Here is a 17,655-nt window from a genome sequence, read left to right on the forward strand (position 1 = left end):
GCGTCTCGCGACGCGACTGTATCGATTTAGTGTATCGATACAGTAATACGACGACCGATGAGAGAAAAATGGGGGTTTCCCCTGTTCAGGACAAAAAATCCGGATCGTGTGGCGCGTATTTCGGGCGGAACTCGTATGAAAAATCGCCGTTTTTCACGCGTTGGGGACGCCGCAAACAATTCGCGCCCGCGTCTTCGATCATCGGACGACCGACTTTCGGTGGTACGCGGCAGGCCGCTCAGGCGAGCAGGCGCACCGCTAAACGCCCGGATCGTCCGCGCTGTCCGTCAGAAACCGCTCGACCATCGCGTTGAACACCGGCAGCGCCGGATTGTCGTTGTCCGCGCGCCATGCGAGATACAGCTCGGCCGCCACGTTGACGCCGGCCAGCGGCCGGAACACCACGCCGTCCACATGAAGCTCGCGCGCCGACGCCGGCACCAGCGCCGCACCGAGCCCCGCGCGCACGAGGCCGAGGATCGTATGCGTCTGGCCGACGTAGTGCAGGTAGTTCGGCAGCCGCCCGGCGCCCGCGAACATCCCCGAGATCATGTCGTGGAAATACTTGCCCTCGTTCGGCGAATACGCGATGAACGGCTGCCGGTCGAGCTCGTCGGGGCCGATCTGCTCGTAGGTCGCGAGCGGCGCGCCCTCCGCGACCGCGACGAGCATCGGTTCGCGCTGCACGAGCCGGTATTCGAGCGGCTGGCGCGCCGCGCGCTGGCGCACGAAACCCGCGTCGAGCATCCGCGACGCGAGCGCGTCGATCTGCACGGTCGACACCATCTCGCGCAATTCGACGTCGACGTCCGGCAACGCATGCGCCGCGTGCGCGAGCAGCACCGGAATCATCCGGTACGCACTGACGGCCGTGAAGCCGAGCGTGATGCGCCCGGCCCCGCCGTGCGCGACGCGCTGCGCGGCCTGCTCGGCGCGCGCGGAAAATTCGAGGATGTGCCGCGCGTCGCGCAGGAAGCGCTCGCCGGCCGCGGTCAGGCTGACCTGCCGGCTGCTGCGCTCGAGCAACGCGATGCCGAGCGCGTGCTCGAGCAACTGGATCTGCCGGCTGAGCGGCGGCTGGGTCATGAAGAGTCGCCGGGCCGCGCGGCCGAAATGCAGCTCTTCGGCGACCGCGACGAAACAGCGAAGCTGGTGCAGTTCAATCATTCAAATCTTGAATCAATCGATAGTCTTTTGATGTTAGACCGATATCGATACGATTTCTATACTCGGTTCCACCTGATGCACGGCCCGCGCCGCGCACGACGACCGAGACCTTCATGACCATCGACATCCTGCTGACCCAGCCGCTTCCCGACACCATCGACGCCGAACTGTCCGCCCGTTATACCGTGCACCGGCTGTATGCGGCCGAGCAACCGGAGGCGCTGCTCGATCGCGTGGCGCCGCGCATTCGCGGCGTCGTGACGGGTGGCGCGAACGGCCTGTCCGCCGCGCTGATGGACCGGCTCGCCGCGCTCGAGATCATCGCGATCAACGGCATCGGCACCGACGCGGTCGATCTCGACCGCGCCCGGGCGCGCGGCATCCACGTGACGACGACCCCCGACGTACTGACCGATGACGTCGCCGACATGGCGCTGGGCCTGATCCTGATGACCCTGCGCGACCTCGGCGCCGGCGAGCGGATCGTGCGCGCCGGCCGCTGGCGCAAAACGGCGCAGCCGCTCGCGACGCAGGTCACCGGCAAGCGGCTCGGCATCGTCGGGCTCGGCCGTGTCGGACGCGCGATCGCGCAGCGCGCGCAGGCGTTCCGGATGCCCGTCAGTTACTTCGGCCCGCGCGAGCATCGCGACAGCGGCTATCGCTTCGTGCCCGACCTCGCCGCGCTCGCACGCGACAGCGACGTGCTCGTGATCGCGGCCTCGGCCGATCACGGCAACGTGCTGGTGACGGCCGATGTGCTCGCCGCGCTCGGCCCCCAAGGATTCCTGATCAATGTCGCACGCGGCAAGCTGGTCGACGAAGCCGCGCTCGTGCGCGCGCTGGCCGACGGCACGATCGCCGGCGCCGGTCTCGACGTGTTCGCGAACGAACCGCACGTGCCGGCCGCGCTGCTCGAACTCGATCGCGTCGTCGTGCAGCCGCACCGCGCGAGCGCCACGCACGAAACGCGCGAGGCAATGGGCCGCATCGTGCTCGCGAACCTCGCCGCATGCTTCGCGGGCCAGCGCCCGCCGACCAGCGTCACCCGCTGAGCGCCACACCGCCCGCCCGTTACAACACCGGATGCCTCCGCACGACGGAGGCCAGGAGACACGCATGTCCCATCGATCCAGCGGCGCTGCCGTCGCCGCCTCGCCCGCCGCCTCGCGCACGATCGGCCGCGTCCGTTACGCGGTCCTCGCGCTGATTTTCGCGGTCACCGTCGTCAACTATGCGGACCGCGCGACGATGTCGATCGCCGGCACCGGCGTCGCGCACGATCTCGGGCTCACGCCGGTCCAGCTCGGCGTCGTCTTTTCCGCGTTCGCTTGGGCCTATGCGATCGGCCAGATTCCGGGCGGCTGGCTGCTCGACCGCTTCGGCGCACGGCGCGTGTATGGCCTGAGCCTGTTGCTGTGGTCGGTGTTCACGATGCTGCAGGGCACGGTCGGCGCGTTCGCCGTGCAGGGCGCGGCCGCGACACTCGCGCTGTTCGTGATGCGCTTCATGCTCGGCCTCGTCGAATCGCCGGCGTTTCCGGCCAATTCGCGGATCGTCGCCTGCTGGTTCCCGACGGCCGAACGCGGCACCGCGTCGGCGCTGTTCAATTCCGCGCAGTACATGGCCGTCGTGCTGTTCACGCCGGCGATGGCGTGGCTCACGCATGCGCTCGGCTGGGAGCACGTCTTCCTGTGGATGGGGCTGCTCGGCATCGCGCTCGCCGCGCTGTGGTTCGCGTGGTATCGCGAGCCGCACGGCCATCGGCGCGTGACCGACGCGGAGCGTGACTACCTGCGTGCTCACGGCGCGCTCGTCGATCTGGAAGCGAACCGCGTGCGCGAGCGGCCGCGCGTGTCGTCGCACGACGTGTCGCAACTGTTCCGCCACCGGAACCTGTGGGCGATCTACATCGGCCAGTACTGCATCACGGCGCTCACCTACTTCTTCATCACGTGGTTCCCGATCTACCTGATCAAGGGACGCGGGATGACGATCATGGAAGCCGGCTGGGTCGCCGCGCTGCCGGCGATCTGCGGCTTCACGGGCGGCGTGCTCGGCGGCGTGCTGTCGGACTGGATGATCCGGCGCGGCATGCATCCGTCGAGGGCGCGCAAGACGCCGTTCGTCGCGGGGATGGCAATGGCGACGCTGCTCGTGCTCGCGAACGGCGCATCGTCGAACGCGGTCGTGATCGCGCTGATGACGATCGCGTTCTTCGGCAAGGGGCTCGCAGCGGTCGGCTGGGCCGTGCTCGCCGACACGGCGCCGGAAGGCATGGTCGGGCTGAGCGGCGGCGTGTTCAACGGCCTCGGCAACATCGCCGGGATCGTCACGCCGCTCGTGATCGGCTACTTCGTCGCCAGCACCGGCTCGTTCGCCGGCGCGTTGTGGTTCGTCGCCGCGCACGGACTGATCGGCATTGCGGCGTACGTATGGCTCGCGGGCCGCTTCGAGCGGATCCGCATCGCGCCGGCCGCATGAGCGCCGCGGCCGCACGCCGGCGCCGTCACGCGCGTTGGCGGCTGCTCGGCACGTGCTCCGTCGTCAGCCGGTCGAGTTCGCGCAGATCGTTCTCGAGCGCGGGCGTGAGCGTCGTGCGCAGGTGGTCGAGGAAGGTGCGGATCTTCGCATCGAGATAGCGGCGCGTCGCGTAGACCGCATAGACGCTCACCGTCTGCAGCCGGTACTCGGGCAGCACGCGGATCAGGCGCCCTTCGCGGATATCGTCGAGCACCGTATACAGCGCCACGCACGCGATCCCGCGCCCGGCGCGCACCGCGACGCACAGCGCGTCCGGCACGTTGACCTGGAACGGCGCCGGCTGCAGCTCGTAGACGGTTTCCTCGCCGTCGCTGCGCTCCAGGCGCCATTCGCCGGCCGGCGACGCGGGCGTGTCGAGGCGCAGGCACACGTGGTTCGGCAGTTCGTCGGGCGTCTGCGGCGTGCCGTGCCGCGCCAGGTATTCGCGCGACGCGACGAGTACGCTGCAGCTCGTGCCGCAGGTCTGCGCGACATAGCCCGAATCGGGCAGCTGCGACGCCGTCACGATCGATACGTCGTAGCCCTCTTCGACCAGATTCGGCATCCGCTGCGCCAGCGTCAGCTCGACCGATACGTCGGGGTTGTCCTCCTGGTAGCGCACGATCGACGACACGACATGACTCTGCCCGAGCCCCGTCATCGCGTGAATGCGCATCTTGCCGCTCGGCCGCAGCAGCGCGTTGCGCGCCTCCGCGTTCGCGTAGTCGATTTCCGCGAGGATCGATTTCGCGCGCTCGAAATAGCGCTCGCCGCTTTCGGTCAGGCCGAGGTGGCGGGTCGTGCGATGCAGCAGGCGCGTCTGCACGTGGGCTTCGAGGTTCGAGACCGCGCGCGACACCTGCGCGGTGGTCGCGTCGATTTCCTTCGCGACCGCAGTAAAACTGCCGGCTTCGACGACGCGCACGAACAGGCGCATGTTTTCGAGCATGTCCATTGAATTGGCTTGGGGAGAGTCAGTGGGGAGGCGTCGGCGGCGCTCGCGTCAGAGGGGCAACGGAACACGGCCGCGAACCACGTCGAATCGATCACCGTGCCGGGGAGAAGGCGGGAGAGCGGGCATCGCGTACGGGGTTCTGGCATGACGGGGGAATTCAGTGCGCCGAATTGTACGCCGCTGCAGACAAATTTGGGCGATTGTGCGCACGCAAGTTCTCATCCGGTGAAAGCATTTTGCAAGACTTGCGCGTCGCACGCGTGCAACGACGCGATGCCGCGCGACAATTTGTATCACAACACGATATAATTCCGCGCTTGGCCGCCGCGCCCTCGCGTTGTCATTTTTACCGCTTACCGTCCATGTCGTCAGGCTCCTCCCCGTCGCGCCGCACGTTGCGGCAGTGGCTGCACAGCTTCATTCCCCATCCGATGACACTCGGCTGGCGCGAGCGCCTGCGCTCGTGCACCGGCGCGCTCGTCGGCATTGCGACGGTCGGCGTCACGATGCGGCTGCTGCCCGGCGTGCCGGGCCTCGTGCCGCTGCTCGTCGCGCCGATGGGCGCGTCGGCCGTGCTGCTGTTCGCGGTGCCGGCGAGCCCGCTCGCGCAGCCCTGGTCGATCATCGGCGGCAATCTCGTCGCGGCGACGGTCGGCGTCGCGTGCGCGCAATGGATCGCCGATCCGATCACGGCCGCCGCGGTCGCGATCGCCTGCGCGATCGGCGGCATGTTCGCGTTGCGCTGCGTGCATCCGCCGTCGGGGGCCGTCGCGCTCACGGCCGTGGTCGGCGGTCCGGCGATCCATGCGCTCGGCTTCGGCTTCGTCGTGCAGCCGATCGCGCTGCAATCGGCGATCCTGCTGTCGGCCGCGCTCGTCTATCACGCGCTGACCGGGCACCGCTACCCGCACGGCGGCGTGCGCCCCGAAGCGAAACCGCAGACCGGCGGCGCCGCCCCGGCGCGCGGCGGCTTCACGCGCGGCGACCTCGACGCGGTGCTGAAGCGCCGCAGCGAATGGCTCGACGTCGATCCGGACGATCTCGAAACGCTGCTGCGCGAAACCGAAATGCAGGCTTATACGCGCACGTTCGGCCAGTTGAAGTGCGCCGACCTGATGACGAAGCATGCGATCGAGGTCGCGCCGTCGACGTCGGTCGCGGCCGCGCTCACGCTGCTCGATCGCCACCGCGTGAAGGCGCTACCGGTGGTCGACGGCGAAGGCCGCCTGACCGGCATCGTCACGCGCGCCGACCTCACGCGTCAGTTGCGCCGTCCGGCCCCGCTGTGGCAGCGCCTGTCCGCGCGGTTGCCGCAATCGTTCGGCGGCCAGCCCGCGAGCGTCGCGTCCGTGATGACGCGCGACGTCGCATCGGTGCCGGAAACCATGCCGATTACGGCGCTCGTGCCGCTGTTCACGCATTCGGGCCACCACCATATTCCGGTCGTCGATGCGTCGCGCCGGCTCGTCGGCATCATTACGCAGACGGATCTCGTCACGGGCCTGTATCAGCAGACCCAAATGCTCGAGGCCGCGTAGCGCGCACCCCGCCACGTCACCGCCTGCGACACGCGGAATGCGACCATTCCGCCTGATTTCGGCCATTTATATCATATTGTGATATATTTGCCGCCACCGTAACCGACTGCCCGACCGACCTCGATGAACGATACCCGACGCGCGCTGACGAAAGGCGATTTCCAGCAACTGTCCGAGTTCCGCTACCAGATGCGCCGCTTCGAGCGCTTCTCCGAACGCGCCGCGCAAAGCGAAGGCGTGACGCCGCTGCAATACCTGCTGCTGCTGCACATCAAGGGCTATCCGCATCGCGAATGGGCGACCATCGGCGAACTCGCGGAACGCCTGCAGGCGCAGCACCACGGCGTCGTGGCGCTGGTGACGCGCTGCGAAGCGCTCGGGCTCGTGAAGCGCAAGCCGAGCGAAGCCGACCGCCGCCAGGTCGAAGTCCACCTCGAGCACGCCGGCGAAACGCTGCTCGCCCGCCTCGCGGCCATGCATCGCGCCGAACTGAAGTCGCTCAAGGACACGTTCCAGGTTCCCCAGATCGATTACTGACCCTTGCCACTCCGATGAACGCCCCACATAAACGCGATTTCTCGACCAACGAACGCCTGCCCAGGATCGCGCTGCTTGCCGCCGTGATCGGCCTGCTCAGCACGCTTGCCGCGTTCGTGCTGCTGAGCCTGATCCACCTGTTCACGAACCTGTTCTTCTTCCAGCAGTTCTCGTTCGCCGATCATTCGCCCGCGAACAACACGCTCGGCGCCTGGGTGATCGCCGTCCCGGTGATCGGCGGGCTGATCGTCGGCCTGATGGCGCGTTTCGGTTCGGAGAAGATTCGCGGCCACGGCATTCCGGAAGCGATCGAGGCGATCCTGTTCGGCAAGAGCCGCATGTCGCCGAAGGTCGCGATCCTCAAGCCGCTGTCGTCCGGCGTCGTGATCGGCAGCGGCGGCCCGTTCGGCGCCGAAGGCCCGATCATCATGACGGGCGGCGCGCTCGGCTCGCTGATCGCGCAGTGCGTGCACGTGACCGCCGCCGAGCGCAAGACGCTGCTCGTCGCCGGTGCAGCCGCCGGCATGACCGCCGTGTTCGGCACGCCGGTGGCCGCCGTGCTGCTCGCGGTCGAGCTGCTGCTGTTCGAATGGCGCCCGCGCAGTTTCCTGCCGGTCGCGCTGGCGTGCGCGGTGGCCGGCTTCGCACGCGCGGTGTTCTTCGGCGTCGATCCGCTGTTTCCGCTGACGACCGCCGCGCCCACGCCCGTCGCGCTGCTGTCGTGCATCGTCGCGGGCCTGCTGTCGGGTGCGCTCGCATGCGGCCTGTCGGCGGCGCTCTACCGCGTCGAAGACACCTTCGCGAAGCTGCCCGTGCACTGGATGTGGTGGCCCGCGCTCGGCGCGATCGTGATCGGCGTCGGCGGCTGGCTCGAGCCGCGCGCGCTCGGCGTCGGCTACGACGTGATCGGCGACCTGCTGCACCAGCACATCGCGCTGAAGATCGCGCTCGCGCTGCTGATCGTGAAGGCCGTGATGTGGGTGATCGCGCTCGGCTCCGGCACGTCGGGCGGGGTGCTCGCCCCGCTGCTGATGCTCGGCGCCGGCCTCGGCACCGTGCTGTCGCCGGTCTTGCCGGGCGGCGATCCGGCGCTGTGGCCGCTCGTGTGCATGGCCGCGACGCTCGGCGCGACGCTCGGCGCCCCGCTCACCGCGATCGTGTTCGCCTTCGGCCTCACGCACGACACCAATGCGCTGCTGCCGCTGCTCGCGGCGACGCTCGTCGCGCACGGCTTCGCGACCATCGTGATGAAGCGCTCGATCATGACGGAAAAGATCGCACGCCGCGGCTACCACATCTATCGCGAATACGGCGTCGATCCGCTGGAGCGGCACGACATCGGCGAAGTGATGACGTCGGCCGATCTGCTCGTCGCGATCGACGGCACAGCGACGCTCGATACCGTCGAGACGCAATACTTCGGCGCGAAGCAGACACACCGCGCGTACCCGGTCGTGCAGAACGGCCGCCTGCTCGGCCTCGTCGATCGCGCGACGCTCGACGCGCAACGTGCGCAGGCCGGCGCCGACACGCCGATCTCGGCCGCGTTCGCCGATCGTGCACCGGCCGTCGCGCTGGCGCACGAAACGTGCCGCGTCGTCGCGTCGCGCCTCGCGATGCTCGGCCTCGAACGCCTGCCGGTGGTCGCCGACGAGCAATCGCTGCGCATCACGGGGATCGTGTCGCGCAGCGACCTGATCAAGCCGGCGCTCCAGCACTTCGACGACGAACACAAGCGCGAGCGCTTCCGTCCGGTCGTCCCGGTCAACCTGCGCGGCATCGGCTCGCGCAAGGCCGGCTGACGTCGTTCGCGTGCGCGGCGCTCTGCCGCGCGCCGCTTCCCTGCCTCACGCCGCGCCACGATACGGTGCGCCCGTCGCGCGCCGCATCGCCTTCCCGTCGCTTTCCGCCGTTTAAAGTTGGTTAACAATTCAACAGACGAAAGTTTGTCATCATGGTGCTCATGCGACGGGGCCATCCAATAGCCATTCCACTTCGCCATTCGATAAAGAGTCGCGGCGCGGCATGCACGTACATGCCGCCTGCCGCGACCGTCACCTCACCACACCACGACCGGGCAGCGCACCGACCGCGCCACGCATGACGTCGAGCCGTACACGACGCATGCCGCGCCGCAGCAACATGCGCAGCATCCGAGCCGCCATTTGGCAAGCGCGTTAACAACTTGTTTCGGAATGACCGGAACCGTGCCCGCCCGATGCGATCTCACTTGCACGCAGCACTGCTGCGCATCCCACTCAATCAATCACGACTCGAGGGAGATAACGTGAACGTGAAATACTTACCGCTCATCGCATTGACCGTGGCAATTTCTGCTCATGCCGCTGAACCTGCCGTGCAAAACGTGGGACAAAGCCAGAAAGACGCTCCCGACGTTTCGGCGTGCATCGCCAAGACCTGGGCCGACAAGTCGCAACAACAGGTGATCTCGCAGAACGTGCTGGCCAACGGCCTCGCGACCGATGTGTACGCACCGGGCCAGCAGCCGCCGAACGGCGCCGCCGCGATGGTGCGTCCGTCGTGGAAGCCGGGTGCGAAGACGTGGGTCGGCGTGCGCGGCGATGCAGCGTCCGCCGGCGACATCAACGCCTGCCTGTAACGATGTAACGAGAACAGGCGCACCGGATGGCCTTGCGCCATCCGCTTGCGACGAGCCCCGCTTCGGCGGGGCTTTTTCTTTGCGGCGCGGAAAGCGTCTTACAGGTAGCTGCAGACGTAATCGAGCGTCTCGAGCACTTCGATGTCGAAGCGGCTCTTGCCCGGCACCGAGAACGATTCGCCGGCGCCGTAGGTCTGCCATTCGCTGCTGCCGTCGAGCTTCACGCGGCACTTGCCGGCCTGCACTTCCATCAATTCGGGCGCATCCGTGCCGAAGTTGAGCGCGCACGGCAGGATCACGCCGAGCGTCTTGCGCGTGCCGTCCGGGAAGAGCACGGTATGCGACACGCACTTGCCGTCGAAATAGACGTTCGCGCGCTTGACGACCGATACGTTGTCGAATTGGGTTGCACTGGTCATGTGATGCCTCTGATTGCTGGATGCCGGATGGCGATGGAGTTGGAGGCCGGCCGGAGCGGCGGGCCGGCCGCTATGATACCGGCTCGCACAACGTGTATCGGAATGGCGCGCTACCGGTGCGTGCCGGGCCCACGATCGTCAGGATCACTACGTGATTCTGTGGGGCGCCGGTTCACCGCAACCCCTTGCGCCGCGCGGAATCGCGCAGGCAATCGAGCAGCATCGCCGCGGCCGGCGTCAGCGGGCTGTCGCGGCGCGTGACGACCTGAACCGATACGCCCGGCAGGCGCTCGCGAATCGGCAGCACCGCGAGCTGCTCGCGCGCCCACTCGCCTTGCAGCAGTTGCTCGGGCATCGATGCGATCAGGTCGCAGCCGGTCATCAGGCTGTGCGCAAGACCGAAGCTCGGGCATTCGACGACGCGCGCCGGCACCGGCAGCCCGTACGCGACGAACGAATTGAACAACACCTGCGTGGAGCTTTCCGGCGACGGATTCATCAGCCAGTCGGCCTCGACGAGATCGGCGAGCGACGTGGCCGACGCGAGCGGATGCCCTTTGCGCGCGACGATCAGCGAGCGGCTCGCGTAGAGCTCCGCATGATCGAACTCGGCGGCGAGCAGTTCAGGCACGACGACGGCCACCGCGAAATCGAGCGAGCCGTCGTGCAGGCGCGGCAGCGCGACCCCCGGGAAGCCTTCGACCAGATTGACGCGCGCCACCGGAAAGCGGCGCCGGAACGCACGGAATGCGTCGGGCAGGATCGTCACCGCCGCCGCGGGCGTGATCGCCGCCGCGACGGAACCCGTCATCGCGCCCTGCGCCTGCTCGATGTCATCGCGGGCGCGCTGCATTTCGGCGACGATCAGCCGCGCGCGCACCTGCAGTTGCTGGCCGAACGCGGTGAGCTGCACGCCGCGCGCGGTGCGCACGACGAGCGACACGCCGAGCGCGATCTCCAGCTCCTTCACCGCCTTCGTCAACGCGGCCGGCGACACGTTCAGGCGCCGCGCGGCCGCGCGAATGCTGCCCTCCTCCGCGGCGGTGACGAACGCTTTCAGCTGATGGTATTTCATGGGGCAATGCGTGATCCGTGGAAACCCTGTGCAGCGCGCGGCGCCATCGCTCAGGGTATTCCCGAGCGGCAACCGACGGTGTGCACCAAAGCAATTTAGCAGCTTCTGGTACGCAAAAGAAATTTATATGCTTGGTCGTCGCATGCGCATCAGACGCCCCACCCGGCCCCACAGGAGACACCATGCTGCAAGCCGTGAACCCCGTCATCCCCGGCATCGCCGCGATCGCCCCCGAGCTCGTCGAAGTCCGCCGCCGCATCCACGCCCATCCCGAACTCGCATTCGAAGAGACGCTCACCAGCGATCTCGTCGCCGAACTGCTCACCGGCTGGGGCTACGACGTGCATCGCGGCATCGGCAAGACGGGCGTGGTCGGCGTGCTGCGCGCAGGACAAGGCACGCGTACCGTCGGCCTGCGCGCCGACATGGACGCGCTGCCGCTCGCGGAAACCACGGGCCTGCCGTACGCAAGCCGCCACGCGAACAAGATGCACGCATGCGGCCACGACGGCCACACCGCGATGCTGCTGTGCGCGGCGCGCCACCTCGCGGCGACGCGCCATTTTTCCGGCACGCTGAACCTGATCTTCCAGCCGGCCGAGGAAAATTTCGGCGGCGCGAAGGCGATGATGGACGACGGCCTGTTCGACCGTTTCCCGTGCGACGCGATCTTCGCGATCCACAACATGCCGGGCCGCGCGGCCGGCGACATGGCGTTTCGCACCGGCGCCGCGATGGCGTCGGCCGACCGCGTGACGATCACGCTGCGCGGCGTCGGCGGCCACGGCGCGATGCCGCATTTCGCGCGCGATCCGATGTCGGCCGCGGGCAGCATCATGGTCGCGCTGCAGACGATCGTCGCACGCGAAGTCGACGCGCAGCATGCGGCCGTGATCACGGTCGGCAGCGTGCAGGCCGGCGAGACGTTCAACATCATTCCGGAAACCGTCGTGATGAAACTGTCGGTGCGTGCGCTGAACGCCGACGTGCGCGCGCTGCTCGCGCGCCGTATCGAAGCGCTCGCGAAGGGGCAGGCGGAGAGCTTCGGCGTCACCGCGGAAGTCGACTACGACTATGGCTACCCCGTGCTCGTCAATCACGCGGAACCGACCGCGTTCGCGGCCGACGTCGCACGCCAGATGCTCGGCGCCGACCGCGTCGAAACCGAAGCCGCGCCGCTGATGGGCAGCGAGGATTTCGCGTTCATGCTCGAAGCGCGCCCCGGCTGCTACGCGTTCATCGGCAACGGGATCGGCAGCAAGGGCGGCTGCATGGTGCACAACCCCGGCTACGACTTCAACGACGACATTCTCGCGATCGGCGCGAGCTACTGGGTTCGCGTCGCCGAAGCCTGGCTCGCGGCCTGACGGCCCTTCACCACGCAGTTTCGCGCTCAACCGGGGGAACCCCATGGAAACGTCCGCCCTTCCGTTCGCCGGTACGCCGGTCGATGCCCGCGCCGCCGCGAAGAAACGCCGGCTGATCGCGGCCGCCGCCGTCGGCAACGCGCTCGAGTTCTACGACTTCACGGTCTACAGCTTCTTCGCGATCCTGATCGGCAAGCTGTTCTTTCCCGTGCATTCGTCGTTCGGGCAGTTGATGCTCGCGGTCGCGAGCTTCGGTGTCGGCTTCGTCACGCGTCCGCTCGGCGGGCTCGTGATCGGCATGTATGCGGACCGCGCCGGCCGCAAGAAGGCGATGATCCTCACGCTGCTGCTGATGGCGCTCGGCACCGCGACGATCGCGATCGCGCCGACCTTCGCGCAGATCGGCATCGCCGCGCCGCTGCTGCTCGTGCTCGCGCGGCTGCTCCAGGGGTTCGCGTCGGGCGGCGAAGTCGGCGCATCGACGACGCTGCTGCTCGAACAGGCGCCGCAGCATCGTCGCGGCTTCTACGCATCGTTCCAGTTCTCGAGCCAGGGGCTCGCCGCATTGGCGGGCGCACTCACCGGCGTTGCGTTGACGTCGACGCTGACGGCCGCGCAGCTCGAAAGCTGGGGCTGGCGCGTGCCGTTCATCATCGGCACGCTGTTCGTGCCGATCGGCTACTGGCTGCGCCACACCGTCGAGGAAGTGCCCGCTGCCGCGCCGGCCGCCGCGCACGACGAGCCGGTCGCCTCGCTGCCGCTCGCCGACGTGCTGCTCCACCATGGCAAGGCCGTGTTCGCGGGTCTCGGCGTGACGATCGGCGGCACGTCGATCCACTACATCATCGTGTTCTACATGGCGATCTACGGCGTGCAGGTGCTGCACCTGCCGACCTGGCTGTCGATGACGGCCGGCTGCGTCGCCGGTGCGATCCTGATGCTCGTGACGCCGATCGGCGGCCATCTGTCCGACGTATATGGCCGTAACCGGATCGTCTGGTGGACGCGCATCGTGCTGATGGCCGCGATCTATCCGGCGTTCATCGCGCTGAACCGCTGGCCGGGCGCCGCGTCGCTGCTGTCGACCATCGCCGCGCTGTCGATCGTGCATGCGATCAACATCGGTGCGACGGGCGCGATGCTCGGCGAGTTGTTTCCGCGGGCGGTGCGTGCGACGGGCGGTGCGCTGGTGTATAGCGTCGGCGTCGCGATCTTCGGCGGCTTCGCGCAGTTCTTCGTCACGTGGCTGATCTCGGCGACCGGGAATCCGAATGCGCCTGCGTGGTATGCGATCGGGTGTGGCGCGATGACGTTGCTTGCGATTCGTTGCATGGACGAGAAGGCCGGGAAGGCGCTGGATTGAGCGGCGCACGATGCGCGACGCGTGAAGCGTCATTGACGTCGCGCGCGCGCATCGGGCATCATCGGCCCATGCACAACGCCACGATCACCCTTTCGACGACCACGCGCACGACCGCCTTCGGCGGGCCCGTGCGGCGAGTGCGCGCAAGATCGTAGCGTCACTGATTCCCACAGGCCCCGCCGAGTCCGGACGGGGTCTCGTCGTTTCTCCGTCCGCATCGGCCAGTCAGGAGAAACGCGATGTCCGAAGTCCCTTCCCCGAAACGCGCGCTGCTCGTGATCGACATGCAGGTCGGGCTGTTTCATGGCCCCGATCGTCCGCATGACGGCGAACGCGTGCTGGCCAATATCAACTGGTTGATCGAACGCGCGCATGACGCCGGCGCGCCGGTGTTCGCCGTGCGTCACACCGGCCCGGCCGGCTCTCCGATCGCGCCCGACGCGCCGCTCGCCGCGTTACTGCCGGAACTCACGATCGATACCGCACGCGACATCGTGTTCGACAAGACCCGGCCGAGTTGCTTCGCGGGTACGCGGCTCGCGGCGTGGTTACATGCGGCGGGGATCGGCGAGATCGTGATCGCAGGGATGAAGACGCAATACTGCGTCGATACGACGTGCCGTGCGGCCGCGGACCTCGGGTTTCGCGCGGTGCTCGTGGCCGATGCGCACACCTGCACGGATACGCCCGCGCTGCCGGCCGAGCGGATCGTCGCGCATCATAATGCGACGCTTGGCGGGCAGTTTGCGGTGCTGACGACGACCGAGGCATGCGTGTTCTGATGCAGGGCGCCGGTCGGACTGCGGTAAGCGAGTGCGCGCGTTGCAATAGCGTCAGCAGGGACCATCAATTTACAGGAATCGGCTTGCCGATCGTTCGATGCGTCATGCCGACCTTCGAGAACGGGACTGACCTCGAAGCAGCAGAAGAGCACGTGCGAGACCCTGTCGCGTCCGCTCATGGACAGCGACGATACGGCATGCACAGTAAAAGCAAAAAGACACGGGGCTTTCGCCACCCGTGCCTTTTTCACCTACACAAACCGCCCGCACTCAAAACGTATGCATCATCCCCACATATGCACCCGTCTGCGACTCGCCCGTCATCGGGCTCGTCCCCGACGTCGCGTCACGCGGCGTCGCGAGCAGCGAGAAGTTCGAATTTCCGCCGTTGCGCGCATACGCGACCGTACCGTACAGGAACGTGCGCTTCGACAGGTTGTACGTGGTGCCGAGCACATACATGATTGCGTGCCCTGACGGGTCATGCGACGCATCGCCGCCGCCGTCGCCCACCTTCACGTAGTAGCCACCACCCGTCACGGCCCACTGCGGCGTAGCCGAATAGGTCGCGCCAAGCCAGTAGTGATCGGCACGGTCGGCGACACCGGCCGGGCTGTCCGGCGCCTGGTAGTGCGTATACGCACCCTGGATCTTGAACTTCGACACCTTCACGTTCGCCCCGACGAAGTACTCGCGCGACGCCGTGAAAATGTTGCTGAACTTGCCGTTGTTGTCGCGCAGTTCGTCGTAGATGCCGCGCACGTCGAGCACCGGCGAGTGGTACGAGATCATGATCCCGTCCGAGCGGCCGAAATCGTCGGCCGCGCCGTAGTTGAAGCCGCGCGACTGGTTGCCGAACGCGTATTGCGCCTGCACGTCGAAGCCGCCGATCACCGGGCTGTGATATTCGATGTTGTTGCTGCTCTGCTGCCAGTTGCGGCCACGCACGAGCGAGGCCGACGAAAACGCCTGCTGGACGAACGGGTCGAATTCCCACACGCCGTCGCTGTCGATGAACAGGTTGCGGCCGGCCTGCAACTGGCCCCACGTGTTGCTCTTCAACCCGACGTACGCGCGCCGTGACCACATGCGCCCGCCGCCCGTCTGGCCGTTCATGACCTGGAACGCGGTTTCCAGGTTGAACACCGTCGACAGCCCGCCGCCGAGATCCTCGACGCCCTTCAGCCCGAACATGCTGGTGCCCCAGTCGCCGCTTTCCGCGCTCCAGCGCGACTTGCTGCCGTTCGGTGTCGCGATGTGGTTCAGGTATTCGATACCGCCGTCGATCCGGCCGTACAGCGTGACGCTCGTCTGTGCAAACGCGGCCGCCGGCGTGGCGGCCGCAATCAGCCATGCGAAGTATTTGAGTCGCAAAATGATGCCCCCTCGAAGTCTCGACCGTCCGACGCGCACCCCATGCACGCGCCTCGGGTCTGCTTATCCGCGATCGATCGAAAAACGTCCGGGGCCCGCCGCGCAGAGCGCGAGCAAGCCGCCCGAGATCGCGATGTTCTTGTAGAAATGAATCATGTTGTTGATCTGCTCGCCGCCCGTCATCGTCCAGTAGTGGTGGCCGATGATGCCGGTACCGATCGTGTACAGCGCAAGCAACAGCGCGAGCGGCCGCGTCTGGAAACCGACGAGGATCGCAATCCCGACGATGAGCTCCATCACGACGGAGATCGCCGCCGAGATGATCGGCGCCGGCGCGCCCTCGCTGCCCATGAACGCGATCGTACCGGAGAAGTCGATAATCTTCTTCCAGCCGAACATCACGAACAGGATCACGAGCAGGATTCGGGACAGCAGCAGCAGCACATCGCGCTGGGACGCGAGAAACGGTTGGTTCGGTGTCATGGTCTCGATCAACGAAAACGATGCGCGGCGTGCGCGCACCGGATTGCCTGTGAACCAGGACGGGCGGCCGCCTGCGCCGCCCGTCCCGCTCTGCAACAACCGGCATCGGGGCCCGCCCGATGTGCTGTGCTCCTCCTCTTTTCTATTGTTGCCCTGCCTCGCCGCGTGCCGCGTTTCAGCGCAGCTTCGCGACGTCCTGCTCGGTCACCTTCGCGGCCGGATTGCCGAACTGCCCGGTCAGGTAGTTCGTCAGCGCGGCGATCTGCGCATCCGACAGCTCGTGGCGGAACGCGGGCATCCCGACGTCCTCGCTGCCGGCCTTGCGCTGCACGCCGTTCAGGATCACCTGCACGAGGTTGGTCGGATTCGACGCGCCGACCGTCGAGTTGTGGAACAACGGCGGGTAGTAACCGTCCGGCGTGCCCTTGCCCTGCATCTGGTGGCAGGTCGCGCAGTTGCCGAGATACAGCCGTGCCGGATCGATGCCCGACGACGCGAGCGCGACGCCGCGCAGCTTCAGGCCATCCTCGGCCGGCTTGCCCCACGACGAGCGCGACTGCTTCGCGTCGCCGCTGGCGACGGCCGGCACCGTACGGATGTACGTCGAGATCGCGCCGATGTCGGCTTCGGTCATCTTCGAGAAGCTGTGCTCGATCGCCTCGGCCATCGGGCCGGCCGCCTGCGCGAGGCCCGGCACGCTGCCGGTGCGCAGGTACTGGACGAGCTGCTGCTGCGTCCAGCCGCCGATCCCCGCGTTCGGGTCGGACGTGATGTTGTAGCCGTCCCAGCCCGCGAGCACCGAGCCCGACAGAAAGCTGCCGCCCGTTTCGTCGAGCGACTTCTCCTGCATCGCGATGCCGCGCGGCGTGTGGCACGTGCTGCAGTGCGCGAGGCCCTGCACGAGATAGGCGCCGCGGTTCCACTCGGCGCTCTGCTCGGGCTTCGGCTGGTACACGCCGTCCTTCAGGAACAGCCAGTTCCAGATCTTCAGCGGCCAGCGCATGCTCAGCAGCGCGGGGATCTCGTTCTTCGGCGGCGCCTGCTTGACCGGTTCGACGCCGTGCATGAAGTACGCGTACAGCGCCTGCACGTCGTCGTCGTTGATCTTCGCGTACGACACGTACGGCATCGCCGGGTACAGGTTGTCGCCGTTCTTCGATACGCCGTGCCGCACCGCGCGCTCGAAGTCCTCGAACGTCCAGTTGCCGATGCCGGTATCGGGATCCGGTGTGATGTTGCTCGTATAGATCTTGCCGAGCATCGGCACCGGCATGCCGAGGCCGCCCGCGAACGGCTTGCCGCCCTTCGCGGTGTGGCATGCCATGCAGTCGCCCGCGACGGCGAGGTATTCGCCGCGCTTGACCTGCGCCGGATCGGCCGAATCGGCCGCGCGTGCGAGGCCGGGCAGCGCGAGGCAGCCGGCGAGGAGGAAGGTGAGAGTAGATTTCCGCACGG

At 67.4% G+C, this 17,655-nt stretch carries 16 protein-coding genes; 9 read left to right on the forward strand and 7 right to left on the reverse strand.

Annotation, left to right across the window (positions count from 1 at the left end):
* Window positions 1-258 precede the first annotated feature (258 nt).
* Window positions 259-1,167: a LysR substrate-binding domain-containing protein gene (locus H0X95_RS03810; RefSeq protein ID WP_006482957.1), complete on the reverse strand. Its 909-nt coding sequence runs from the start codon at window positions 1,165-1,167 to the stop codon at window positions 259-261.
* Between the two features lie 113 nt (window positions 1,168-1,280).
* On the opposite strand from H0X95_RS03810, the gene H0X95_RS03815 reads away from it, so the two are divergent.
* Entirely contained in the window at window positions 1,281-2,219 is a 939-nt protein-coding gene (locus H0X95_RS03815; RefSeq protein ID WP_196445887.1) for a 2-hydroxyacid dehydrogenase, read from the forward strand.
* 64 nt (window positions 2,220-2,283) lie between these two features.
* A complete protein-coding gene (locus tag H0X95_RS03820) occupies window positions 2,284-3,648 on the forward strand; it encodes an MFS transporter (protein ID WP_059720788.1) in 1,365 nt (454 codons plus the stop codon).
* A gap of 25 nt (window positions 3,649-3,673) precedes the next feature.
* On the opposite strand, the gene H0X95_RS03825 is transcribed toward H0X95_RS03820, so the two are convergent.
* Window positions 3,674-4,642 (reverse strand): LysR family transcriptional regulator, encoded by a 969-nt coding sequence (locus H0X95_RS03825; protein ID WP_006494690.1) that lies wholly within the window; start codon window positions 4,640-4,642, stop codon window positions 3,674-3,676.
* Window positions 4,643-5,004: 362 nt separating this feature from the next.
* Between H0X95_RS03825 and H0X95_RS03830 the strand changes: the two genes are divergently transcribed.
* The 4 genes from H0X95_RS03830 to H0X95_RS03845 all read left to right on the forward strand — a co-directional run bounded on the left by H0X95_RS03830 (window position 5,005) and on the right by H0X95_RS03845 (window position 9,337).
* Entirely contained in the window at window positions 5,005-6,180 is a 1,176-nt protein-coding gene (locus tag H0X95_RS03830; protein WP_059720787.1) for an HPP family protein, read from the forward strand.
* Between the two features lie 123 nt (window positions 6,181-6,303).
* The gene (locus H0X95_RS03835) at window positions 6,304-6,717 is read left to right on the forward strand and encodes a MarR family winged helix-turn-helix transcriptional regulator (RefSeq protein WP_006482973.1); all 414 of its coding nucleotides are present in this window, start codon (window positions 6,304-6,306) and stop codon (window positions 6,715-6,717) included.
* A gap of 14 nt (window positions 6,718-6,731) precedes the next feature.
* On the forward strand, window positions 6,732-8,519 hold the full coding sequence (locus H0X95_RS03840; protein WP_006494688.1) for a chloride channel protein: 1,788 nt from the start codon (window positions 6,732-6,734) through the stop codon (window positions 8,517-8,519).
* A 485-nt stretch (window positions 8,520-9,004) separates the two neighbouring features.
* Window positions 9,005-9,337 carry a hypothetical protein gene (locus H0X95_RS03845; protein WP_006482964.1) on the forward strand — a complete coding sequence of 111 codons (333 nt, stop codon included), beginning with the start codon at window positions 9,005-9,007 and terminating at the stop codon, window positions 9,335-9,337.
* Between the two features lie 98 nt (window positions 9,338-9,435).
* Here the strand turns inward: H0X95_RS03845 and ppnP are convergent, their stop codons facing one another.
* Complete coding sequence (gene ppnP / locus H0X95_RS03850) at window positions 9,436-9,756, reverse strand: pyrimidine/purine nucleoside phosphorylase (RefSeq protein ID WP_006478890.1); 321 nt, start codon at window positions 9,754-9,756, stop codon at window positions 9,436-9,438.
* A 172-nt stretch (window positions 9,757-9,928) separates the two neighbouring features.
* Complete coding sequence (locus H0X95_RS03855) at window positions 9,929-10,831, reverse strand: LysR substrate-binding domain-containing protein (protein ID WP_006482963.1); 903 nt, start codon at window positions 10,829-10,831, stop codon at window positions 9,929-9,931.
* Between the two features lie 182 nt (window positions 10,832-11,013).
* Between H0X95_RS03855 and H0X95_RS03860 the strand changes: the two genes are divergently transcribed.
* The 3 genes from H0X95_RS03860 (at window position 11,014) to H0X95_RS03870 (ending at window position 14,343) form a co-directional block, all read left to right on the forward strand.
* Window positions 11,014-12,198, forward strand: coding sequence for a M20 aminoacylase family protein (locus H0X95_RS03860; RefSeq protein WP_006482953.1), 1,185 nt, complete (start codon window positions 11,014-11,016; stop codon window positions 12,196-12,198).
* A 43-nt stretch (window positions 12,199-12,241) separates the two neighbouring features.
* Entirely contained in the window at window positions 12,242-13,561 is a 1,320-nt protein-coding gene (locus tag H0X95_RS03865; RefSeq protein ID WP_059720786.1) for an MFS transporter, read from the forward strand.
* Window positions 13,562-13,800: 239 nt separating this feature from the next.
* Window positions 13,801-14,343, forward strand: a complete 543-nt coding sequence (locus tag H0X95_RS03870; protein WP_059720785.1) for a cysteine hydrolase family protein — start codon at window positions 13,801-13,803, stop codon at window positions 14,341-14,343.
* A gap of 270 nt (window positions 14,344-14,613) precedes the next feature.
* Here the strand turns inward: H0X95_RS03870 and H0X95_RS03875 are convergent, their stop codons facing one another.
* From H0X95_RS03875 to H0X95_RS03885, 3 genes are all read right to left on the reverse strand, one after another.
* Window positions 14,614-15,717: a porin gene (locus H0X95_RS03875; RefSeq protein ID WP_006482966.1), complete on the reverse strand. Its 1,104-nt coding sequence runs from the start codon at window positions 15,715-15,717 to the stop codon at window positions 14,614-14,616.
* Window positions 15,718-15,780: 63 nt separating this feature from the next.
* Window positions 15,781-16,200 carry a DoxX family protein gene (locus tag H0X95_RS03880; protein ID WP_012493376.1) on the reverse strand — a complete coding sequence of 140 codons (420 nt, stop codon included), beginning with the start codon at window positions 16,198-16,200 and terminating at the stop codon, window positions 15,781-15,783.
* A 175-nt stretch (window positions 16,201-16,375) separates the two neighbouring features.
* Complete coding sequence (locus H0X95_RS03885; protein ID WP_006482958.1) at window positions 16,376-17,653, reverse strand: cytochrome c; 1,278 nt, start codon at window positions 17,651-17,653, stop codon at window positions 16,376-16,378.
* Window positions 17,654-17,655: the final 2 nt, after the last annotated feature.

This window comes from Burkholderia sp. 9779_493 (assembly GCF_015712215.1).
GTDB classification, from domain to species: Bacteria; Pseudomonadota; Gammaproteobacteria; order Burkholderiales; family Burkholderiaceae; genus Burkholderia; species Burkholderia cenocepacia.